15 protein-coding genes are annotated in these 18,854 nt (G+C 57.9%); 7 read left to right on the top strand and 8 right to left on the bottom strand.

Going from position 1 to position 18,854, the window contains the following annotated elements; all coding sequences use genetic code 11:
* Positions 1 to 3 precede the first annotated feature (3 nt).
* From LN244_RS03110 to LN244_RS03095, 4 genes are all read right to left on the bottom strand, one after another.
* A complete protein-coding gene (locus tag LN244_RS03110; protein WP_239041393.1) occupies positions 4 to 3,162 on the bottom strand; it encodes an efflux RND transporter permease subunit in 3,159 nt (1,052 codons plus the stop codon).
* Complete coding sequence (locus LN244_RS03105; RefSeq protein WP_239041392.1) at positions 3,159 to 4,367, bottom strand: efflux RND transporter periplasmic adaptor subunit; 1,209 nt, start codon at positions 4,365 to 4,367, stop codon at positions 3,159 to 3,161. The genes LN244_RS03110 and LN244_RS03105 overlap by 4 nt, the downstream gene beginning before the upstream one ends.
* A complete protein-coding gene (locus LN244_RS03100) occupies positions 4,364 to 5,749 on the bottom strand; it encodes an efflux transporter outer membrane subunit (protein ID WP_239041391.1) in 1,386 nt (461 codons plus the stop codon). The genes LN244_RS03105 and LN244_RS03100 overlap by 4 nt, the downstream gene beginning before the upstream one ends.
* A 114-nt stretch (positions 5,750 to 5,863) precedes the next feature.
* Positions 5,864 to 6,439 (bottom strand): DNA-J related domain-containing protein, encoded by a 576-nt coding sequence (locus tag LN244_RS03095; RefSeq protein ID WP_239041390.1) that lies wholly within the window; start codon positions 6,437 to 6,439, stop codon positions 5,864 to 5,866.
* Between the two features lie 108 nt (positions 6,440 to 6,547).
* Between LN244_RS03095 and dacB the strand changes: the two genes are divergently transcribed.
* Positions 6,548 to 7,960, top strand: a complete 1,413-nt coding sequence (gene dacB / locus LN244_RS03090) for a D-alanyl-D-alanine carboxypeptidase/D-alanyl-D-alanine endopeptidase (RefSeq protein WP_239041389.1) — start codon at positions 6,548 to 6,550, stop codon at positions 7,958 to 7,960.
* On the opposite strand, the gene LN244_RS03085 is transcribed toward dacB, so the two are convergent.
* A complete protein-coding gene (locus tag LN244_RS03085; protein WP_239041388.1) occupies positions 7,957 to 8,586 on the bottom strand; it encodes a YigZ family protein in 630 nt (209 codons plus the stop codon). The genes dacB and LN244_RS03085 overlap by 4 nt on opposite strands.
* A gap of 177 nt (positions 8,587 to 8,763) precedes the next feature.
* Positions 8,764 to 8,904 carry a hypothetical protein gene (locus LN244_RS03080; RefSeq protein ID WP_239041387.1) on the bottom strand — a complete coding sequence of 47 codons (141 nt, stop codon included), beginning with the start codon at positions 8,902 to 8,904 and terminating at the stop codon, positions 8,764 to 8,766.
* 190 nt (positions 8,905 to 9,094) lie between these two features.
* Between LN244_RS03080 and LN244_RS03075 the strand changes: the two genes are divergently transcribed.
* Both LN244_RS03075 and LN244_RS03070 read left to right on the top strand, forming a co-directional pair.
* Positions 9,095 to 9,289 (top strand): hypothetical protein, encoded by a 195-nt coding sequence (locus tag LN244_RS03075; protein ID WP_239041386.1) that lies wholly within the window; start codon positions 9,095 to 9,097, stop codon positions 9,287 to 9,289.
* A gap of 544 nt (positions 9,290 to 9,833) precedes the next feature.
* Positions 9,834 to 10,094 carry a hypothetical protein gene (locus LN244_RS03070; protein ID WP_239041385.1) on the top strand — a complete coding sequence of 87 codons (261 nt, stop codon included), beginning with the start codon at positions 9,834 to 9,836 and terminating at the stop codon, positions 10,092 to 10,094.
* Positions 10,095 to 10,271: 177 nt separating this feature from the next.
* Here the strand turns inward: LN244_RS03070 and pdxH are convergent, their stop codons facing one another.
* Positions 10,272 to 10,919, bottom strand: coding sequence for a pyridoxamine 5'-phosphate oxidase (gene pdxH / locus LN244_RS03065; RefSeq protein ID WP_239041384.1), 648 nt, complete (start codon positions 10,917 to 10,919; stop codon positions 10,272 to 10,274).
* A 119-nt stretch (positions 10,920 to 11,038) separates the two neighbouring features.
* On the opposite strand from pdxH, the gene LN244_RS03060 reads away from it, so the two are divergent.
* Positions 11,039 to 11,731, top strand: coding sequence for a hypothetical protein (locus LN244_RS03060; protein WP_239041383.1), 693 nt, complete (start codon positions 11,039 to 11,041; stop codon positions 11,729 to 11,731).
* A 36-nt stretch (positions 11,732 to 11,767) separates the two neighbouring features.
* Here the strand turns inward: LN244_RS03060 and LN244_RS03055 are convergent, their stop codons facing one another.
* Entirely contained in the window at positions 11,768 to 12,769 is a 1,002-nt protein-coding gene (locus tag LN244_RS03055) for a hypothetical protein (RefSeq protein WP_239041382.1), read from the bottom strand.
* A gap of 234 nt (positions 12,770 to 13,003) precedes the next feature.
* Between LN244_RS03055 and LN244_RS03050 the strand changes: the two genes are divergently transcribed.
* From LN244_RS03050 to LN244_RS03040, 3 genes are read left to right on the top strand one after another with little or no spacing between them, the layout of a single operon-like run.
* Positions 13,004 to 14,275 (top strand): efflux RND transporter periplasmic adaptor subunit, encoded by a 1,272-nt coding sequence (locus LN244_RS03050; RefSeq protein ID WP_239041381.1) that lies wholly within the window; start codon positions 13,004 to 13,006, stop codon positions 14,273 to 14,275.
* 3 nt (positions 14,276 to 14,278) lie between these two features.
* Positions 14,279 to 17,410 (top strand): efflux RND transporter permease subunit, encoded by a 3,132-nt coding sequence (locus tag LN244_RS03045; protein ID WP_239041380.1) that lies wholly within the window; start codon positions 14,279 to 14,281, stop codon positions 17,408 to 17,410.
* A gap of 2 nt (positions 17,411 to 17,412) precedes the next feature.
* Positions 17,413 to 18,789: a class II fumarate hydratase gene (locus LN244_RS03040; protein ID WP_239041379.1), complete on the top strand. Its 1,377-nt coding sequence runs from the start codon at positions 17,413 to 17,415 to the stop codon at positions 18,787 to 18,789.
* The last annotated feature ends 65 nt before the right edge of the window (positions 18,790 to 18,854 follow it).

Here is an 18,854-nt window from a genome sequence, read left to right as displayed (position 1 = left end):
ACCTCAAAGAGCATTGGCTGACCCGGTCTGACCCGGGTCTTTTTTGCGGGACAGACGGTGACCAAGTCGCCGCAGGTCCTCCAGCAGCATGAAGTTGACTGGTACCATAATCAGCGTCACCAGTGTTGCGAAGATGATGCCGAAGCCGAGTGAAACGGCCATCGGGATCAGGAACTGTGCCTGTACCGCCTTTTCGAACAGCAGCGGCATCAGGCCGATGAAAGTGGTCAGCGAAGTCAGCATCACCGGACGGAAACGTGCAACGCCCGACACCAGTACGGCCTGACGCGTCGCCTCGAAATGTGAGTGTTCACCCGCATCCTGAAGTTCTTTCCGCCGCTTGTTGGTGAAGTCCACCAGCACCAGGCTGTCGTTGACGACCACACCGATCAACGCCATCAGTCCGAGCAGGCTCATGATGGTCAGGTCCATCCCCATGATCCAGTGGCCGATGATGGCACCAATCGCCCCGAAGGGAATCACCGACATCACGATCAGCGGCTGCAGATAGGAACGGAACGGTATCGCCAGCAGGCTGTAGATCACGAAGAATACAAACCCCAGGCCGATTGCCATGGAAGAGAAAGACTCGCGCTGCTCACGCGCCTCCCCTTCAAGGCTGAAGGACGCCCCGGGGTACTGACGTACGAGCTCGGACAGGAACTGCTCCAGGTCACGATTCAGCACCGTGGTATTGGTATTCAGCTTATCCATGTCGGCGACCACGCTGACCGTACGCTGCTGGTCAACACGATAGATCGCTGCAGGGCTCTGCCCCGGCACCAGGCGCGCGACCGCATCCAGCGGCACCTGCCCCTGGGCGGTACTGATCAGCACCTCCCTCAGCCCCGAAATCGCCTGACGCTCAGCCAGCGGCAAACGCACCATGACCCGCACATCATCCCGCCCTCGCTGTACACGCTGCACTTCTATGCCGAAGAATTTCTGCCGCACCTGACGGATGATGTCGCTGCGGGTCAACCCGAGCAGATGCGCCTGCTCGGTCAACTCCAGCTGCAGCTCTTCCTTGCCATCGGACAGGTTGTCCGTGATATCGAACAGAGTCGGATAGGTCTTCAGTCGTGCCTTGACCTCGGCGGCCATGGCTTCCAGGTCCGACACCCGGCTGGAGCGCAGCTGGATATCGACAGGATCACTGGCTCGGCCTATCTCGGCCCTGAACGTCAGAGTCTCGGCTCCGGGAATGGGACCGATAAGCTCACGCCATTCCTGCACGATCCTGCGCGTGCTGATACTCTCGTCACGCTGCTCTGAAGGCAGCAGCTCAAAACGCACCCGTCCTTCTTCGGTGCTGCCGCCGGTACCGGAAGTAGAATAGATATTGAGAATGGCACTCTCGCCGGTCACCGGGTCACGGTACTGCTCCTGCAGTTCTCGGGCTGCGTCCACCATGCGAACGATATAACGGTCAGTGACCTCAAACGGGGTACCACTGGGCATGGTCAGTGAAGCCCGAGCGGTATCGCTCTGCACCCGGGGGAAGAACACAAACCGGGTCCAGCCACTCAGAATCATCGCCAGAATCAGAATAAACACGCCACTGAAGAGTGCCAGTGTGGTCAGCCGGTGCCGCAAGGCCGTTTCCAGCAACGGCCTGTAATAGCGCAGGATCATACTTTCGAAGCCGTCGGCAAAACTCTGCTGCAGTCTGGCCAGACGCCCCTGTTGCTCCACGTTTTCGTGACGCAGCTTGAGATGCTTGAGATGGGCCGGCAACACGAACTTGGACTCGATCAGCGAGAACAACAGTACCGGTATGACGACAACCGGAATCTGCGCAAAGAGCGCGCCACGTTGGCCTTCAATAAAGCCAATCGGTAGAAAGGCCGCTACTGTCGTCAGCACGCCGAAGGTCACGGGGACCGCCACTTCCTGGGTTCCGCGGATTGACGCCTGCAGCCCGGATTCGGCCCCCCGCAGGTGGCTGTAGATATTCTCGCCGGTGACAATGGCATCATCAACGACGATACCCAACACCAGAATGAAACCGAACAGCGACAGGATGTTCAGCGTGACACCGAACACCGGCATCACCAGGAACGCCCCCATGAAACTGACCGGGATACCGATAAACACCCAGAAGGCGATCGAAGGCCGCAGGAACAGGGTCAGCAACAAGAGCACCAGCACACCGCCCTGCACCGCATTGGTCAGCAGGGTGTTGATTCGGCTTTTGACGATTTCGGAATCATCGTCCCAGTAACTCAGGCTCAGACCTTCCGGCAACTGCGGCTGCTGCCGAGCGATGTAATCCTTGATCGCATCCGCTACCGCAATAGCGCTCTGGTCACCCACCCGGTACACCTCGATCATCGCCGCCGGCATGCCGTTAAAACGGGTGCGCAGCGCACTTTCCTCGAAGCCGTCGGTTACCTGGGCCAGATCCCCCAAACGCAGCAGACTGCCATCGGGATGGGTCTTGATCACCAGCGGCTCGAACTCGTCGCGGCTGTAGGCCTGCCCCTTGGAGCGGATGAGGATATCACCGCCATCGGTGCGAATGTTGCCGGCAGACAGGTCCAAAGAGCTGGCAGCGATGCGATCGGCCACATCCGCCAGCGTCAGGTCATAGTCACGCAACCGATCCTGAGCGATCTCGATGGCGATCTCGTAATTGCGAACCCCATCCAGCTCCACCTGAGTGACGCCGTCCAGCTGAAGCAGATCATCCCGTACCTGCTCGGCGTAGCTGCGCAACTCGCGCTCGGACAAATCACCGGAAATGGCTACCGTGATCACATCCCGCTTGAACGTCGCCAGTGCAATCACCGGCTCCTCCGCCTCGGCCGGGAAGGTGCCAATCTCGTCCACCCGGGATTTGACGTCGGCCAGCAACTCGCGGGCGTCATAGCCCTTCTCCACCTCGATGGTGACCGTGGTGCCGCCTTCAACCGAACGGCTGCGCAGCTCCTCAACACCTTCCAGATCGCTGACGGCTTCCTCGACGCGGGTGGCAAGACTCAACTCGGCATCTTCGGGTGTGGCGCCCCGCAGGCTGATCTGCACACTGATGGTGTCGGACTCGAAGCTGGGAAAGATCTCCAGCGGGATATTGATCTTGAGGGACATCAGGCCGGTAAACAGAATCGTGACCATCAACAGATTGGCGGCCACATGGTTACGGGCAAACCAGGCGATCATGAGCGGCCTCCTTGAGGCACAGCATCTTCAGCCGGTACTGATGAAGAGCCTGATTCGGCACCGCGAACCCGTACCCGTGTTCCCGACACCACCTGCCCCAGCGACGTCAGCACCAGCTCTTCACCCGGCTCAAGCCCCGCCGCAACCAGTGCCTGTGTCTCGTCCTGCCAGGCAACTTCGATTTCACGCCGTTGCAGCATGCCTTCTTCAACCACGTACACGTAACTGCCCTGATAGATCGCCTTGTTCGGCACCAGCAACGCATCCGGGACCTCGATTCCTTCGATCAACGCGGTCACATACTGCCCGACTTTGAGCGGCACCCGATCGACCGCTTTCTCGCCGTAGGGGTCATCAATCTGCGCCAACACATGCAGCTGTCGGCTGGTTTCATCAATGGCGCCTTCTGTCTGCACGATTCGTCCCTGCCAGCGCTCGGGCCGGATCAGGTCAGAGTAAATTGACACTTTCGGCTGAAAGCTTTCCCCTGCCTTCACCCGATACTCTTCCGGCAAACGCAGATAGGCCAAATCCCGGTTCTGCAACGGCAGACGGACTTCGAGCACGTCCACGGCATAGATTTCGCCCAGTACAGTCCCGCTGGAAACGACCTGCCCAAGGTCCACCTCGGTGTCCAGCACACGCCCGGAGAAGGGAGCACGGATACGTGTACGTTCCAGATTCAGTCTGGCAATCGCCAGCGCCGCTTCGGCCGAAGCCACTGCCGCCTTGGCCGCGTTCAATTGGGGTTTGCGCAGCACCAGCGGGGGGGCATTTCCGGGGTTACCCAGCCGCTTCCAGTCAGCAGCCGCCTGAGCACTACGAGCTTCCTCCTCCGCCAACGCTTGACGGGCGCTCATCAGCGTCGCCTCGCTCTGGGACACAGCCGCTTTGTAGTCACGGTTGTCGAGCCGCACAAGCTCCTCATCCGATTCGAAAAAACCACCGGCACGAAAATCAGGGTTCAACCAGACGATCTGACCGGATACCTGCGGCAACAGCGTACTCTGGGTACGTGGCTTGACCCGGCCATAACTTTTTACCTGTATCTTGAATGGCACCCGCGCCAGCGTCTGCGTCTCTACACTGGTGCGACTGGCCTGGGGGGGAGCTCCTCGCTGCACTTCGGGTGGGTTCTGGTAAATCACCCAGCTGACCGCGCCCAGCACGGCAATAACGATAAGGGGAAGTATCCGCTTGATCATGGGGTGTCAGACTCCTTTGCCTGCTGAAGCGGAGCGCTCTTGGCAGTCGACGCAAAGCGACCTCCCAGCGCTCGGTAAAGCTCGATCCTGTTATCCAGTAATTGCCGACGCAGGTTTATCACACTGGTTTGCGCGTCCAGTGAACGACGTTGAGCTTCCAGTACGGTGGTGTAGTTCTCAAGACCATTTCTGTACTGCTCGAATGCCAGCGTCTCAGCGCTCAGTGCATTCTGCTCTGCCTTGAGGTAGAGCGCATAGCGGGCCTTGAGACTCTGCCGAGACGACAGGGCATTCTCGACCTCGGTCAGGGCGCTGAACAGGGCATCCAGCCAGCGCTGCTCCTGCTCTCGACGCACCGCCAGCGCCTGATCCTGGACTGCCGCCTTACGCCCGGCGTCGAACAGGCTTTGCACCAGAGAAGCACCCAGACTCCAGGCCAGGTTGCCACCGGAAAGCAGGTCACTCAACGCATCGCTGCTACCGCCATAAGCGGCGCTCAGATTAAACGCGGGAAAGCGGTCGCGATGGGCAGCGGCAAGAGCGGCATCCGAGGCCAGCAGTTGCAGCCACTGCTGCTGCAGATCAGGGCGACGCGTCAGAATCTCCGCAGGCTGTCCCGCAACGATGACCTCATCGTTGAGCGGCAACAGCGCATCGTTGGTCAACTGCGCCGCAGGGTAACGGCCCAACTGGCGTTCCAGCTCCCGCTGCAACTCGCTCAAGGTCTGTTGCTGCTGCTCTACCCGAGCGGCCTCGGCATGCAGGTTATTACGGGCCAGATAGAGATCCAGTGCCTCGTTCAATCCCTGCCGATAACCTGACTCAATGATATCCAGATTCTGTTGCAGGTTATCGCGACGCTGGGTGTAGAGCATCAGCAGCATGCGCGCTTCCTGCAAGGCAAACCAGTTGCGTGCCAGACTCGCTGCCAGCGCTTCACGCTGTTCAACGTAGGCGGCTTCCGCTGCTGCGCGGCTCAGTTCCGCTTCCCGTTGATCGGCGCTGAGTTTGCCCCAGACATCCAACGTCCAGCCCGATCCCTGTTCCATGGATTCAGACCGCGGACTCCCCTCCTGACGACGACTGCTCAACTCGAGAGAAAGCTGCGGGTAACGAGCAGCACCGGTAATCTCTGCACGTTGCTGAGCAGCCAGCCACTGCTGTCGCACAGCTTCCAGTGAAGGATTTCGCAACATGGCCTCGTCGACCAGTTCCACCAATGCCGGGTCGTTCAGGCCAACCAGCCAGTCTGGCGACTGCTCCCCGGTATCGGCAGGCGACTGCCAGGCGGAGGGCAGGTCGGGCGAAGGAGGCTGCAGTTCGGGCGGGGCGCTGCAGGCGGTCAGCAGCACCATCAGGGGCAAAAACAGATAGGTGCGCACATTATTTCCCTGTATCGATAGATCTCAATCTGTCCTCTGAACCACCATGGTAGAGGATTGTTCCCCTGACGACAGCGGCTTTTACATTTCTTTACGCTGCCGTGTTTACGTTCATTACCCGGAACGGAGCACCTCATAGGCACGACGGACTTCAATGAAGGCTTCGCTATCTCCTCCCTTGTCAGGATGAAGACGCGCCGCCAGCTGCCGATAGCGCAAACGAATCTCTTCCTCGGTCGCACCTTCTTCCAGTTCCAGAGTGATCAGCGCCTGCTGGCGTGCACCGGGGTTGAAACACTGCTTCCAGAACCCTCGCAGCAACTTCTGTACATCTTCGGCACTGGTGCTGCTCAGCTGTTGCCAGTCGAGATAGTACTCACGCAGGCTGTCTCCGGCTCCGGGTACGCTTGCCTGCTCGGTAGTTTCTTCAACGCTCTCCATGAAAAGGCGAACGCTCAGCGGTGAGATCTCCACACGCAACTGCTCTTCGTACCAGAGCCGGGTCTGCAAGGTGTACAGACCGTTCATGATCATGAAATGCTTCTGAAACAGGCACAGCTGATAGTCTTCAGCCAAATCGCTGAAAGCCTGATGTGACTCCAGTGCCTTCATCAAACTGAATTCACTGATCCCTTCAGGATTTTGCCTGAGCAGAGCCAGCAACTCGGGTATCAGAGGGTTAGGCGTCATATCTGGGCACATGGTGGCTCCGGGTCTTACACTGGGCTGAGGCTGTCCAGCCGATGAGCGCTTCTGGCACAATGAGCATTCACCGACTACGGCTAGGGACAGTGTCTCATGTTGCTACGACTTTTTATCCTCCTTATCCTGGCACCGGTTGTCCATGCTGCCGAATGGAAAAAAATTCTTGATCAAGCCCCCGCAGGCAGCCAGGTTGCACTGGTCGTGGAACCGCTCGGCGCCAATGCGCCTCTTCAGATCCACTATCGTGACGACCGTTTTCTGCCACCGGCAAGCACCCTCAAGCTGTTTACCGCGACGGCTGCTGAACTGGAGCTTGGCGAGGACTACCGATTCGAAACCCGCCTGTGGCATCGGGGCCAGCAGCGCAATGGCCGTTGGCAAGGCGACTGGTTGCTCGAGTTTCGAGGCGCTCCTGACCTGAACCGGCAACAACTGGCCGAACTGCTGGAAGTGCTGCGACAGCAGAGCGTTCGTGAAATAGAGGGTGACCTGCTGCTCGACGTCAGTTACTTCACGGGCTATGACCGTGCCATTGGCTGGCCCTGGAACAACCTGGGGGTCTGCTACAGCGCACCCGCCTCGGCCCTGACACTGGAGGGCAATTGCGTGGCGGCCAGCCTGACCAATCAGGGCCAGGATCGCCCCGCCCGATTCTTTGTACCGGCACATCAACCGATTGAAGTAACGTCGGAGGTGGTGGTTAGAACGCAGGATGAGATTGATGCCGAGCTCTGCGAGCTGGAATCATGGGTCGGTCCGGGCAACCGCTATCACTTGAGCGGCTGCATCAACGACAGGCGCGAAGTCTTGCCACTCAACTTTGCCATCAATGACCCCATCGCCCATGGCAAGGCACTGGTGCGTCAGGAGTTGAGCCGTCTGGGCATCGTGTTGCGTGGCGAGATCCGCGTCGACAGACGTGACGATCAGGGCTGGCAGCTGGCAAGCCAAGTAGAGTCTGCTCCGCTGGCCACGCTGCTCACTGAAATGCTGCAGGATTCAGACAATCTGATCGCCGACCTGACATTGAAAAACCTGGGGGCTGCCGAGCACACCCCGGGAAGTTTTGCCCGTGGTGTAAGAGCGATGAAAAACAGCATCCTGACACGTACGGGTATTGATCTGACACTGTCGAAAGTAACCGATGGATCAGGCCTGTCGCGAGACAATCTGATGCAGGCCAGTCAGCTGGCTCAACTGCTGCAGTGGTTGGCCCGACATCCGGACATGACAACCTACAAGGCGCTGCCGGTCTCAGGAGAGAATGGCACGCTGAAATACCGCCGCAGCACTCGTCAGGCCCCGCTGAAAGGTGCCATTCAAGCCAAGAGTGGTACCGTCAACGGCACGCGTAATCTGGCCGGCTATATCACCACCGCCTCCGGTGAACGTTATGTATTCGTATTGATGCTGAGCGGGATCAGCCTGCCTGACCATATGCCAAGGCCGACTCCGGTCACCGTATTCGAAAAGTCACTGCTGGAATGGATCTACCACAACGGTTAATCGGCTCCATCCAGCCGCTCAACTCTAGCCTGACCATGCAGCTGTTCGCTCAACGCAGAGACGAAGGCGGACTCCTGTTCCAGCGGCAGGGACAGTGACAACTGCACCTGCTCGGTAAACTGATGATCCTGAACATTGGTCTCGAATCCGTTCAACGTAGCCTCCACGGCGGCCGTCAAGCTGTAGGGATACGTCAGGCGATAATACGCCTGCGGTTCTCGCAGCACCTGTGGGGTTTGCTCCAGCACGGCCCGGACCGCCTGCGAATAGGCACGCACCAACCCTCCCGTACCCAGTTTGGTCCCACCGAAGAAGCGGGTGACCACCACACAGGCCTGACCCAGTTCTGCCCCTGTCAATACAGCCAGCATGGGACGCCCGGCAGTCCCGGATGGCTCGCCATCGTCACTACTGCCCAGCCCTTTCAATGCAAAGGGTTCCGCGACAACGAATGCCCAACAGTGGTGGTTCGCCCCGGGAAAACGATTGCGCTGTCGCTCGATAAAGGCTTTGGCTTCCGCTTCGGAGGTGATTGGGCACAGGCTGGCAATAAAACGGCTTTTCTTGACCTCGATTTCAGCCTCGGCTTCGCTCATCGGGATCTTGTAGGCACGGGGGGTAGACAAAACGGGACTCTCAGACAAACAGGATAAGTGCCAAAAACATGCATCGACACCGGGCATCATAACAGATGTCCAACAGGCTTTCCGAGCGCCCAAAACAGCAGACCCCCGTCAATGCGGGGGTCTTGATAACACACCGGCGGACTGAATCGGGGAAATCAGGCTCCTGTCATCTGTCGCTTATTTGCCGTGCTTATGCGCATCTTCATTCATCAGCTTGCGCACCTTCACGAAGGCCCAGATCATGGCGGCGGTCATACCCGCAACACCCAGAAGACTCGGCCACAGGGTTCCAAAGCTGTAAGTATCAATTCCGAACATAGCAATCACCTGCTTCACTGTTTTCTAATGTTGGGATCAGATTACTCCTATACGAAGTAGGGGTTATTGACTTGGCTCAAGCAATATTGATCACACTTTGAACAGGCACCTGAGCCCCTTCACTCGCTTGCAAAAACCGAGGAAGTGCGCCATATCTGAACTATCGACGCCGACGATCAAGGAGCCCCACATGTATAAAACCAAACACTGGACGCCCGAACAGATCAGCAAGATGAACGAAGAGAGTTTCCTGGTGGAGATGCTCGACATGTTTCAATACTCTCCTTCCAATGCAGACTCCAACCCCACTGAACAGATGCGGCAAAAGCTGGATGCCATTGAAGAGGCGCTCAAAACACGTCTCGATGCCAAACGCAACGACTGAAATCTGAACCAGTCAGCTTCCTGACAGGTAGCACCCTCGCTGCCTGTCGACTCTATCCCCTGTCTACCATGTTCGCCCCAGCCGTCAGCTGGGGGTTCAGGCCACCCGCCAGGCCATCCTTCCACGTAATCCCACTCCACCTTTTGCGCTTGTCGACTCATCGTCACGCTTTCACCGTTCTGAACGCCATAAAAGTGCTTTGGACCGCATGATCAACGCACCGCAGGCACGCCTGGGCCGAATGATGACAATTTCATTTTGATAATTCATAAATCTCTTATGAATTATCACAAAGCAATAAAGATAATAAAAACTCTATATCGATAGCAAAAAAGTATAAGCCGATTGATTTTTTACCCTTTTAAAAACAATGAGTTACGGATACTCACAAAACAAAGTTACGCCCTCCTCTATCGCAATGAAAATCCCAATAAATACAAAGACTTAGGCAGCGCTGCGTCGCGCTTTTATTTTGCGATAAATCATTATTGATTATATAATGATCACTAAAGATTAATGATTAATCAGAATAGGAATAACGATCATGCAGGAAAAGGAAATCAAGCTGCTCTTTAAGGCGGGTGTATTCGAGTCCTGTCAGGCAATTCCGATTTCAATGTCGCGCGGCTGGACACTGAAATTCATTACGCGGGACCAGGAAGTCGTAACGTTGAACCTGCAGCGCTCAAAGGGTGAACGGGAGTTCAAAAGTCTGGATGGCGCTTCCGCTGTGGCAAGACGGATAGGATTTGACTGGCTCAATGTCCAGATCGGCGATCTGCAGTGGCGGGAAAAGGTGTCATAACCCTGGTCGGAAACCCGTCAAAGACAGCCGTGAGGAGCGCGGGCAGGCGCACGGAGGGCGTTTCGGTCAGTTCCTGAGGAGTGTGTTATGACGCCCGCGGTCACTCTTCGTGATCGGCAGGCGTTGAGAAGGCAGGGCCAACATCAGAGGTACAGGATGAGGCCCCAAAGTGCGGGGTCAGGGCTGCAGCCGTTCCAGTTGCCAGATACCGTCTACCAGTGTGTAGCGAAAACGGTCATGCAATCGGTTTTCGCGCCCCTGCCAGAACTCATACTGATGTGGAATCAGGCAATAGCCGCCCCAGGTTTCAGGGCAGGGAATCACCTCTCCGGCATATGCCTGATCAAGTTCGCTGACCCGCTGCTCCAGCGTGGCGCGATGATCGACAGCATGGCTCTGGGTCGAAGCTGCAGCACTGAGCTGACTGCCACGTGGGCGCTGGTGGAAATAGGTTTCACCATCGTTATAGGGCAGCCGCTCCACACGACCACGGACGCGCACCTGCCGCTCCAATCCACGCCAGTAGAACATCAGTTCTGCTTTGGGGTTTTGCTCCAGTTGAACGCCTTTTTCACTGCGGAAATCCGTAAACCAGCAGAAGCCTTCACTGTCGAAGCGCTTAAGCAGGACTATTCTGGCGGAGGGCCAGCCATCCGCGTCAGCCGTCGCCAGTGTCATTGAGGTGGCGTCATCGGGGTGAGCTTCCAGTGCTGAGTGCATCCAGCCACGGAACTGGTCCAGGGGATCGGCTAGCATGTCGTGCCGATGCAAGCCCGCGGCTACATATTCACGGCGCAAGGCACTGATTTCAGGGGTATCGGTCATAGCTCTCTCCATCGGATTGACACAGGCCATTACTATAAAGCATCGCCAGAGGGTTATACTGCCACGGATCATGCATGGAGCATTAGTGACTCAACGATTGATGAATGGAGCCCAATCACATGGCCCGCGCCCGATTCTGCCACTCCCTTGCTGTGCTGGTGTGTGCGACACTGCTGCTCGGCGGCTGCGTCAGCAACGGCCAGCCCCGTCCCTTCCAGATCAAGAACCTGGCCAAATCGGAAATCGATATGGTCGCCGACCTGCATGTCGAGGCCGTTAATCGCCTGGCCCGAGAGTTGACCATCAAGCTGTACAAGCGCAACCCGCGCGAACTGGCCAAGATTCCGGGCATGACCATCGAACGTCGGCTCGAGCTCCTGCTGGGCTCCCCCCGACTGATCACCCACCCTGAACTGAACAACCTTTATGCGGAAAAAGCCGTGCCGCTGGCATTTGATCCGGCATTCACTGGCGATCGGGTGTTTGCCTTGATGGTCGGTATCACCGGCATGTTGCACGCCTCATACAACTACCGGGACGAGTTCTATCTACTCAATGAGATGGACCAGCAAAAGCTCTACAACTCGGCGCGCAACCTCGAAGCCGTTGCCTGGCGACTGAATACCTACCGTCAGCCGAACGGAGCCCCTTTCCTGCTCGCCAATGACCCGGCCAACCTTAGTTTCGAGCGCCTGTTCGGCAAGTTGATTGCTCATCAGGACATGATGGCACGCATCGTATCTGATTCGACCAACCGTGCCATCAACTCAGTGGTACACGGCATCGCCTCAACGACGCTGCTGCCGATCTAAGCGGTATATGATGACATCGCGACGCGGCGTTCGGATTCAACAGTCCCGTAACGGGTTGAATACCCGGATATCGGCGATCTTGTGGTTCTCGTTGAGAAACAGCGTGACATCGGCCTGATCAGGCATCTGCTCCAGCATCGCTCGAGTCAGCCTTTCATAGTGCTGGATGAAGCGTTCGATCTCGTTCTCATTCATGATGCGCAGGTGATCGGTCGGCTGCTGAGTGTCATAGATATACTGCACCCGCTCGGCCAGTTTCTTTTCCTGTAAAGATCGCCACTCGTAGACCGCATCCATGCTGGGGACACAGAGCATGAGAAGCATGTCCAGACGGGAAAAGAGCTCACGGTAAGGTCCCTTGAGCTGTTCATTGACATACCGGCGCCAGACCCCGTCAGGGTCCTCATCACGTTCCAGTTGATTGACCGGTTCGACCAGCGAGACATCCGGTTGCGGCTGAGCGCCGACACACCAGCCTTCAAACACAATCAGGTCAGCTCCGCCAACCCATTCCTGCCAGACAAAGTCGGGACAGCGATCATCGATCGATTTGTCGAACACTGGAATCTTGGTCACCTGCTCGGGATCATCGGTACACAGGCTGTCGATGATTTCGATACCCAGATCCACATCGTGCGTACCCGGGACGCCACGGGTGACAAACAAGGGATGGATCGCTTCCGCCATGGCCTCTCGGTCAGCACGCGTCTTGTAGAGGTCGTCGATGGAAAAGCCGACTACACGCAAGCCAAAACCTTCTCCGAGAATCACTTCAAGCAGGTTGAACAGGGTGGACTTGCCCGCACCTTGCGCCCCGTTGATGCCCAACACCAGCGGCCCCTGATGTTGCCGCTTACGCGCCAGAATCCAGGCCGCCAGTGGCACGTAGATTTCCTCGAACATTTCCTTGAGGCCAATATCCACCTTCAAGGATTCGAGGGTAGCGGCAAATGCCTGCTCGACCGCCTGAACAGCGTGCTTTCGCTCTGCTGCAGACAGACAGAGCTGGTTGCGTGGCCAACGGGTCAAAATGCTCATGGCGTATCCTGCATTGCGATGACAAAAAGGCTGAGACTAAAGCACCCAGTTTATACCAGTTCCCCTGTGGGGGGATAAGCGCCAACACCTGTCATTTTCTGACGACATCCGAGCTGTGGATACTATTAGGCTTTTCTCATAGTATGAAGCCATCCCGGGCATGTGGCGAAGACGTTTTCCACCGGTCGTATTGCTGCAGTCTCCGACTTTCACTCCGTTGATCAAGGACCATCAATGCGTGATACCTCCCGTCTTCTGTCACTGCCCAGCCGATGGCTGCCCCTGGCCATTCTCCTGGCGGCAGCACTCATCACCTTCGTACTGATCAAAACCCGGGAGCAGCCTCAGGCCCAGGAGGCCGGCGTCAAGCGCTGGAATGTCAACAGCATTGAGCTGACTCCGATCAGCGCCCGACCCGAACTGAAACTCTACGGTCAGTTTGAGGCGCCTCAGCTGACCCGATTGAGCAGCGCATTGAACGCCGATGTCCAGCGGATTGAGGTACGCGAAGGCGATCGCGTGCAACAACACAGCCTCCTGCTTGAGCTGGATGCACGTGAAGTCGAGCTACAGTTGCGCCAGCGTCAGTCAGAGCTGGCCGCAGTGGAAGCGCGCATTGCCGCCGAACATAACCGCCATCGCAACGACCTGCGTTCACTCAAACTGGAGCAGGAAGTGCAGGCGCTGAACGAAGAGCGTGTCAGCCGTGCCGAACGCCTGCACCAGCGTACCCTGCTCAGTCAGGAGCAGCTCGACAACACACGCCTTACAACCCGACAGCAGGCCCTGGCCATCCGGGCGCGCCAGCAGGCAATTGCCGACCACCCCAATCGGCTGGCACAGCTCCACGCCGAGCGGGATCGTGCTCAGGCCCTTGTTGACAGTGCGCAGCTGGACCTGTCCCGCACCCGTATTCAGGCCCCCTTTAATGCTCGTATCGTCAGTATCGACACCGCCATCGGCAACCGCACCCGTACCGGCGATAGGCTGCTGACGCTCTACGATCTGGATCGACTGCAACTGCGCGCCCAGGTACCCGAGCACTTGCTTCCCATCCTGCGCCAGGGACTGGACAGCCAGGCAGGCGAGGCCGAAAAGCTGTCTGCACATGCCATGATGCAAGGCACTTCGGTGAGGCTTTCACTCGCCCGTCTGGCCGCTCGAGTCAATGCAGGCCAAGCAGGGGTCGATGCGCTGTTTACACTGATGGACACCAACGTTCAGGCCGTTCCCGGACAGACATTGAGTCTGACCCTGAAGCTGCCCGAGCAGTCCGGCCTCTATGCTCTGCCCCCTTCGGCACTCTATGGCAGCAACCGCATTTACCGAATCGTTGACGACGATCGCCTGCAGGGCATTGAGGTGCACCTGGTCGGCCAGCATCACCCGGGTGGACAGCCGGAACAACTGCTGGTCAGCAGTGCTGAACTGAAGCCGGGTGATCGCGTGATCACGACCCAACTGCCCAATGCGATCGGCGGTCTGCCGGTAAAAGTCGTGGAGTAAGCCATGCACGGAGCCATCGCACTTTTTGCCGGTCACCGCGTTGCCGCCAACCTGCTCATGCTGCTGTTGCTGCTGGCGGGGCTCTTCGGTTTGCGCAATCTCAACACCCAGTTCTTCCCCACTTTTGATCTCGATATGATCACCGTGCAGGTGATCTGGAGCGGTGCCACTGCTGAAGACATTGAACGCTCCATCCTGCTGCCCGTGGAGCAGGAGCTGCGTTCGGTCAACGGTATCGACAGCCTCTTTGCCACCGCCAATCAGGGGGTCGCGTCCTTTCGTGTCGAACTGGAAGAGGGCACTGATGTGGATTATGCCCTCACCGAAGTGCGCCAGAAGATTGATGCCATCCGTGCTGACCTGCCCAGCGACAGCGAGGAGCCGCTGGTTCAGAAGGTCATCAACTACGAAGGCATTTCCGATGTCATTTTGACGTCTGACCGAGCCTCACTGGAAGAGCTTCGACCACTCGCCTACCGGCTGGAACAGCAACTTCTGGAGCGCGGTGTACGCAAGATCGATTTTATCGGCCTGCCGGACGAAGAGATTGCCATCCAGGTGCCCCCGGACAAACTGCAGCAGCTGGGTCTTACCCTGAATGATATCGTTGGCAAAATCCGTCAACAGAGCCTGGACCTGCCAGCCGGCACGGCGGCCCAAAGTGAAGGTGCTCGCCAGATTCGCAGCCTGGGACAGCAACGTGATGCCGAGGGCTTTCGTCAACTGCCTCTGATGACGGATGAGCAGGGTCGGCTGATAAGGGTGGGTGACATTGCCGAGGTGGAGCAACGACCACGTGACGCTCAGGTGCTGCTCTCATGGCAGGACCAGCCTGCCGTCCTGCTGCAGCTCAAACGGACCGATGCTGACGATACCCTTGAGGCGGCCGAAATCCTCAATACCTGGCTCACCGAAGTGCGTCCTGAACTGCCTGCAGGCACTCAGTTGGTGGCCTTTAACGAAAGCTGGCAGCTGATCAATGACCGTATCCAGCTGCTGATCAAGAACGGTGTCAGCGGTCTGATTCTGGTGGTTCTGATTCTGTTTCTGTTCCTCAATGCCCGCGTCGCCTTCTGGGTCAGCGTCGGCATTCCGATCTCCTTCATGACTGCGTTGGCGGTGCTCTGGGTTATCGGCGGCTCGATCAACATGCTGTCCCTGTTCGCATTCATCATGGCGTTGGGGATCATCGTGGACGATGCCATCGTTGTCGGTGAGGACACGCTCACCCATGTGCAACGCGGCGAGCCCGGGCTTCAAGCCGCCATCGGTGGTGCCAAACGGATGGCGGCTCCCGTCATTGCCTCTTCGCTGACCACGATAGCGGCCTTCCTGCCTCTGCTGATGGTGGGCGGCATCATCGGCAACATTCTGGTCGACATCCCCATCGTTGTTATCTGCGTCATTCTGGCGTCGCTGCTCGAATGCCTGTTCATTTTGCCCGGCCACCTGAGTCACAGCTTGCGCAGCATCCAGGACCTGCACCCGTCCAACTTGCGGTTACGTCTGGATCGGGGCTTCAATCACTTCCGTGAAGCCTGGTTTCGCCCCTTTGTTACTTTGACCCTGCACCACCGTGGCACCACCATCGCCTGTGCGCTGGCCATGCTGATTATCAGCATCGGCCTGCTTGCCGGCGGTCGTCTCCAGTTCACGTTCTTTCCCAGCGTCGAAACCGACACCCTGACTGCCAACGTCAAGTTCGTCGCGGGTACCGAGGGCGTCACGGTCGAGCGCTTTCTGGCCCACCTTGACCAGACCTTGCGGGAAACCGACCGTGCGTTCGGCGGTGGACTGGTGAAGATCGCTCTCAGGGAGTCGGGCATGGCCAACTTCCCTCGCAGCTCGGCCATGCCCTTCAATGGGGAAGTCTATGGCTCGCTTTATGTCGAGCTGGTGCCTGCCGACCACCGACATGTGCGCAACCAGCCCCTGATTCAGGCCTGGCGTGAGCGTATTCGCCTGCCTGCCGGAGTCGAGAAGTTCAGCATCGACCTTGCCCAGGCCGGCCCACCGGGCAAGCCGATCGAGGTCAAGCTGACCGGCCCGGATATTGAGACGCTCAAACAGGCCTCGGTGGATTTGCAGAACACGCTGAACCGTTATGCGGGTCTGTCCAATATCGATGACGACCTGCCCTGGGGCAGTTCCCAGTTGATCTATCGTCTGACCCCCGGTGCGGAGTCGGCAGGACTGACTCTGGAAACACTGGGACGTCAGTTACGTGCCGCCTTCGACGGACAGCTGGTGCAGTCGTTCTACGCAGGGCGAGATGAAATCGAGGTCAGAGTGATGCTGCCGGATGCTGAGCGTGACCGCCTGAGTACTCTCGGCTCACTGCCGGTGGTATTACCCGACGGCAGCATCACCCCGATCAGCAATGTAGTCGAATTCACCGCAAGACCCGGACTGGACAGCCTGCAGCGGATTGATGGCCAGTTGGCACTGAACGTATCCGCTGATCTTGACGAGGCGGTGGCCAATGCTGACGAGATCATTGCCCGGCTGCAGGACGAGTCCCTGCCGGCCCTGACCAGCCGCTATGGCATTCATGCCAGCTTTGAAGGCAAGAATCGCGACCAGCGCGAAACGCTGGCTGACATGAAAGCCGGACTGCTTCTGGCCCTCGCTCTGATCTATATCATTCTCGCCTGGGTCTTCGGCGCCTGGAGTTGGCCGCTGGTGGTCATGATGGCCATTCCCTTGGGTCTGACCGGCGCCATCTTTGGTCATCTGCTCACCGGACAGGACCTGACCGTACTGTCACTCTTTGGTCTCTTTGGCCTGTCCGGCATTGTGATCAATGACTCCATCGTTCTGGTCACCTTTTACAAGCAGCTTAAAGCGAAGGGCATGGCTGTTCAGGAAGCGATATCCGAAGCCGCTTGCCAGCGTCTGCGCGCCGTTTTATTGACCTCTCTCACCACCATTGGTGGCCTGACCCCGATACTCTTTGAAACTTCATTGCAGGCCCGTTTTCTAATCCCTATGGCCACTTCAATCGTATTTGGTCTGGCCTATGGCACTCTTCTCATTCTGGTGGTAGTGCCTGCCATGCTGAGCCTGGTAGAAGAATACAAGCCACGTCGTTTCAAGACGACCGATGCCCGACCGTTAACCGAAAAGGAGCAGTAACCATGACCCGGAATACCCGCACGGAACACGACAGCCTGGGCACGGTAGAGGTCCCCGCAGACGCGCTCTTCGCTGCCCAGACCCAACGCGCTGTGGATAATTTCAACATCAGCGACCTGACGTTACCGGTTCACTTCATCAAGACGCTGGCCCAGATCAAGGGTGCCTGCGCTCGCGCCAACGCCGAATTGGGCTTGCTGGAAAAGGAGGAAGCCGAAGCGATCGTCGCAGCCGTCGACCAGATCGTCGCCGGTAAACACCTGGATCAGTTCCCTGTTGACGTTTTTCAGACCGGATCAGGCACCAGCAGCAACATGAACATGAACGAGGTACTGGCCGCACTGGTCAAGCGAGACAGCGGACTCGACCTGCACCCGAACGACCATATCAACATGAGCCAGAGCTCAAACGATGTGATCCCAACCTGTATCCATGTCAGTGCCCTGCTGCAACTTGAAAACAGCGTACTGCCTGCGCTGCATCATCTGGCAGGCATCTTGATGCGCAAACGCTCCGCGGTGATGCATATCGTCAAGACCGGCCGCACCCACCTGATGGATGCCATGCCGATCCGCATGGATCAGGAGATTTCAGGCTGGCTGCAGCAGGTTAAGGACTGCATTACCCGACTGGAGAATATAAGGCCCCGACTGGTGCAGGTGGCACAGGGTGGTACCGCCGTCGGCACCGGCGTCAACGCGCCTCGCACCTTCTCCCGTCTGTTCTGCCGACATCTGAGCGTACGCACCGGCCTGACCCTGCAGCCGGCCGCCAATCATTTCAGCGCCCAGGCCTCCCAGGATACGGCGGTCGAACTGTCAGGCCAGCTCAAAACCTGCGCCACCATGCTGATGAAGATTGCCAACGACCTGCGCTGGATGAACTCCGGTCCACTGGCAGGACTGGGCGAAATCGCCCTGCCGGCGCTGCAGCCGGGATCATCGATCATGCCCGGCAAGGTCAACCCGGTGATCTCGGAAGCCGTGATGATGGCCGCCGCCCAGGTCTGCGGCAACGATACCAGCATCACCATCTGCGCCCAGCACGGCAATTTCCAGCTCAACACCATGCTGCCCCTGATCGGCTATAACCTGCTCCAGAGCGAGCAGCTGGTAGCCAATGCGGCCATCACACTGGCCGACAAGGCGATCAGCGGTTTCACCGTTAACCGTGCCCATATCGAGGCGACTCTGTCTCGCAACCCGGTGCTGGTTACCGCATTGAATCCGATACTCGGTTATGAGCAGGCCGCTACGCTGGCGAAACAGGCCTATGCCGAATGCCGACCGATCGTCGATGTGGTGGTGGAGCAAACCGATCTTGAGCGCGACGAGGTCGAGAGCCTGCTTGATCCTCACCACCTTACTGGCGCCGAATAGGCGCCATCCGCTATACTTTCGCCCCTGAATGTGGCCGAAAACCCTGCAGTTTGCAGGGTCTGACA

The organism is Marinobacterium sediminicola (genome assembly GCF_022343685.1).
Lineage (GTDB): Bacteria > Pseudomonadota > Gammaproteobacteria > Pseudomonadales > Balneatricaceae > Marinobacterium > Marinobacterium sediminicola.
This window is presented reverse-complemented; position numbering and strand designations above follow the sequence as displayed.

Excerpts from the sequence above, each read along its gene's own strand:
- LN244_RS03060 (WP_239041383.1), top strand. The coding sequence starts at position 11,039 with ATGGCCCGCGCCCGATTCTGCCACTCCCTTGCTGTGCTGGTGTGTGCG.
- LN244_RS03080 (WP_239041387.1), bottom strand. The coding sequence starts at position 8,904 with ATGTTCGGAATTGATACTTACAGCTTTGGAACCCTGTGGCCGAGTCTT.
- LN244_RS03050 (WP_239041381.1), top strand. The coding sequence starts at position 13,004 with ATGCGTGATACCTCCCGTCTTCTGTCACTGCCCAGCCGATGGCTGCCC.
- LN244_RS03095 (WP_239041390.1), bottom strand. The coding sequence starts at position 6,439 with ATGACGCCTAACCCTCTGATACCCGAGTTGCTGGCTCTGCTCAGGCAA.
- LN244_RS03105 (WP_239041392.1), bottom strand. The coding sequence starts at position 4,367 with ATGATCAAGCGGATACTTCCCCTTATCGTTATTGCCGTGCTGGGCGCG.
- dacB (WP_239041389.1), top strand. The coding sequence starts at position 6,548 with ATGTTGCTACGACTTTTTATCCTCCTTATCCTGGCACCGGTTGTCCAT.
- LN244_RS03040 (WP_239041379.1), top strand. The coding sequence starts at position 17,413 with ATGACCCGGAATACCCGCACGGAACACGACAGCCTGGGCACGGTAGAG.
- LN244_RS03110 (WP_239041393.1), bottom strand. The coding sequence starts at position 3,162 with ATGATCGCCTGGTTTGCCCGTAACCATGTGGCCGCCAATCTGTTGATG.
- LN244_RS03075 (WP_239041386.1), top strand. The coding sequence starts at position 9,095 with ATGTATAAAACCAAACACTGGACGCCCGAACAGATCAGCAAGATGAAC.
- LN244_RS03070 (WP_239041385.1), top strand. The coding sequence starts at position 9,834 with ATGCAGGAAAAGGAAATCAAGCTGCTCTTTAAGGCGGGTGTATTCGAG.
- pdxH (WP_239041384.1), bottom strand. The coding sequence starts at position 10,919 with ATGACCGATACCCCTGAAATCAGTGCCTTGCGCCGTGAATATGTAGCC.
- LN244_RS03055 (WP_239041382.1), bottom strand. The coding sequence starts at position 12,769 with ATGAGCATTTTGACCCGTTGGCCACGCAACCAGCTCTGTCTGTCTGCA.
- LN244_RS03045 (WP_239041380.1), top strand. The coding sequence starts at position 14,279 with ATGCACGGAGCCATCGCACTTTTTGCCGGTCACCGCGTTGCCGCCAAC.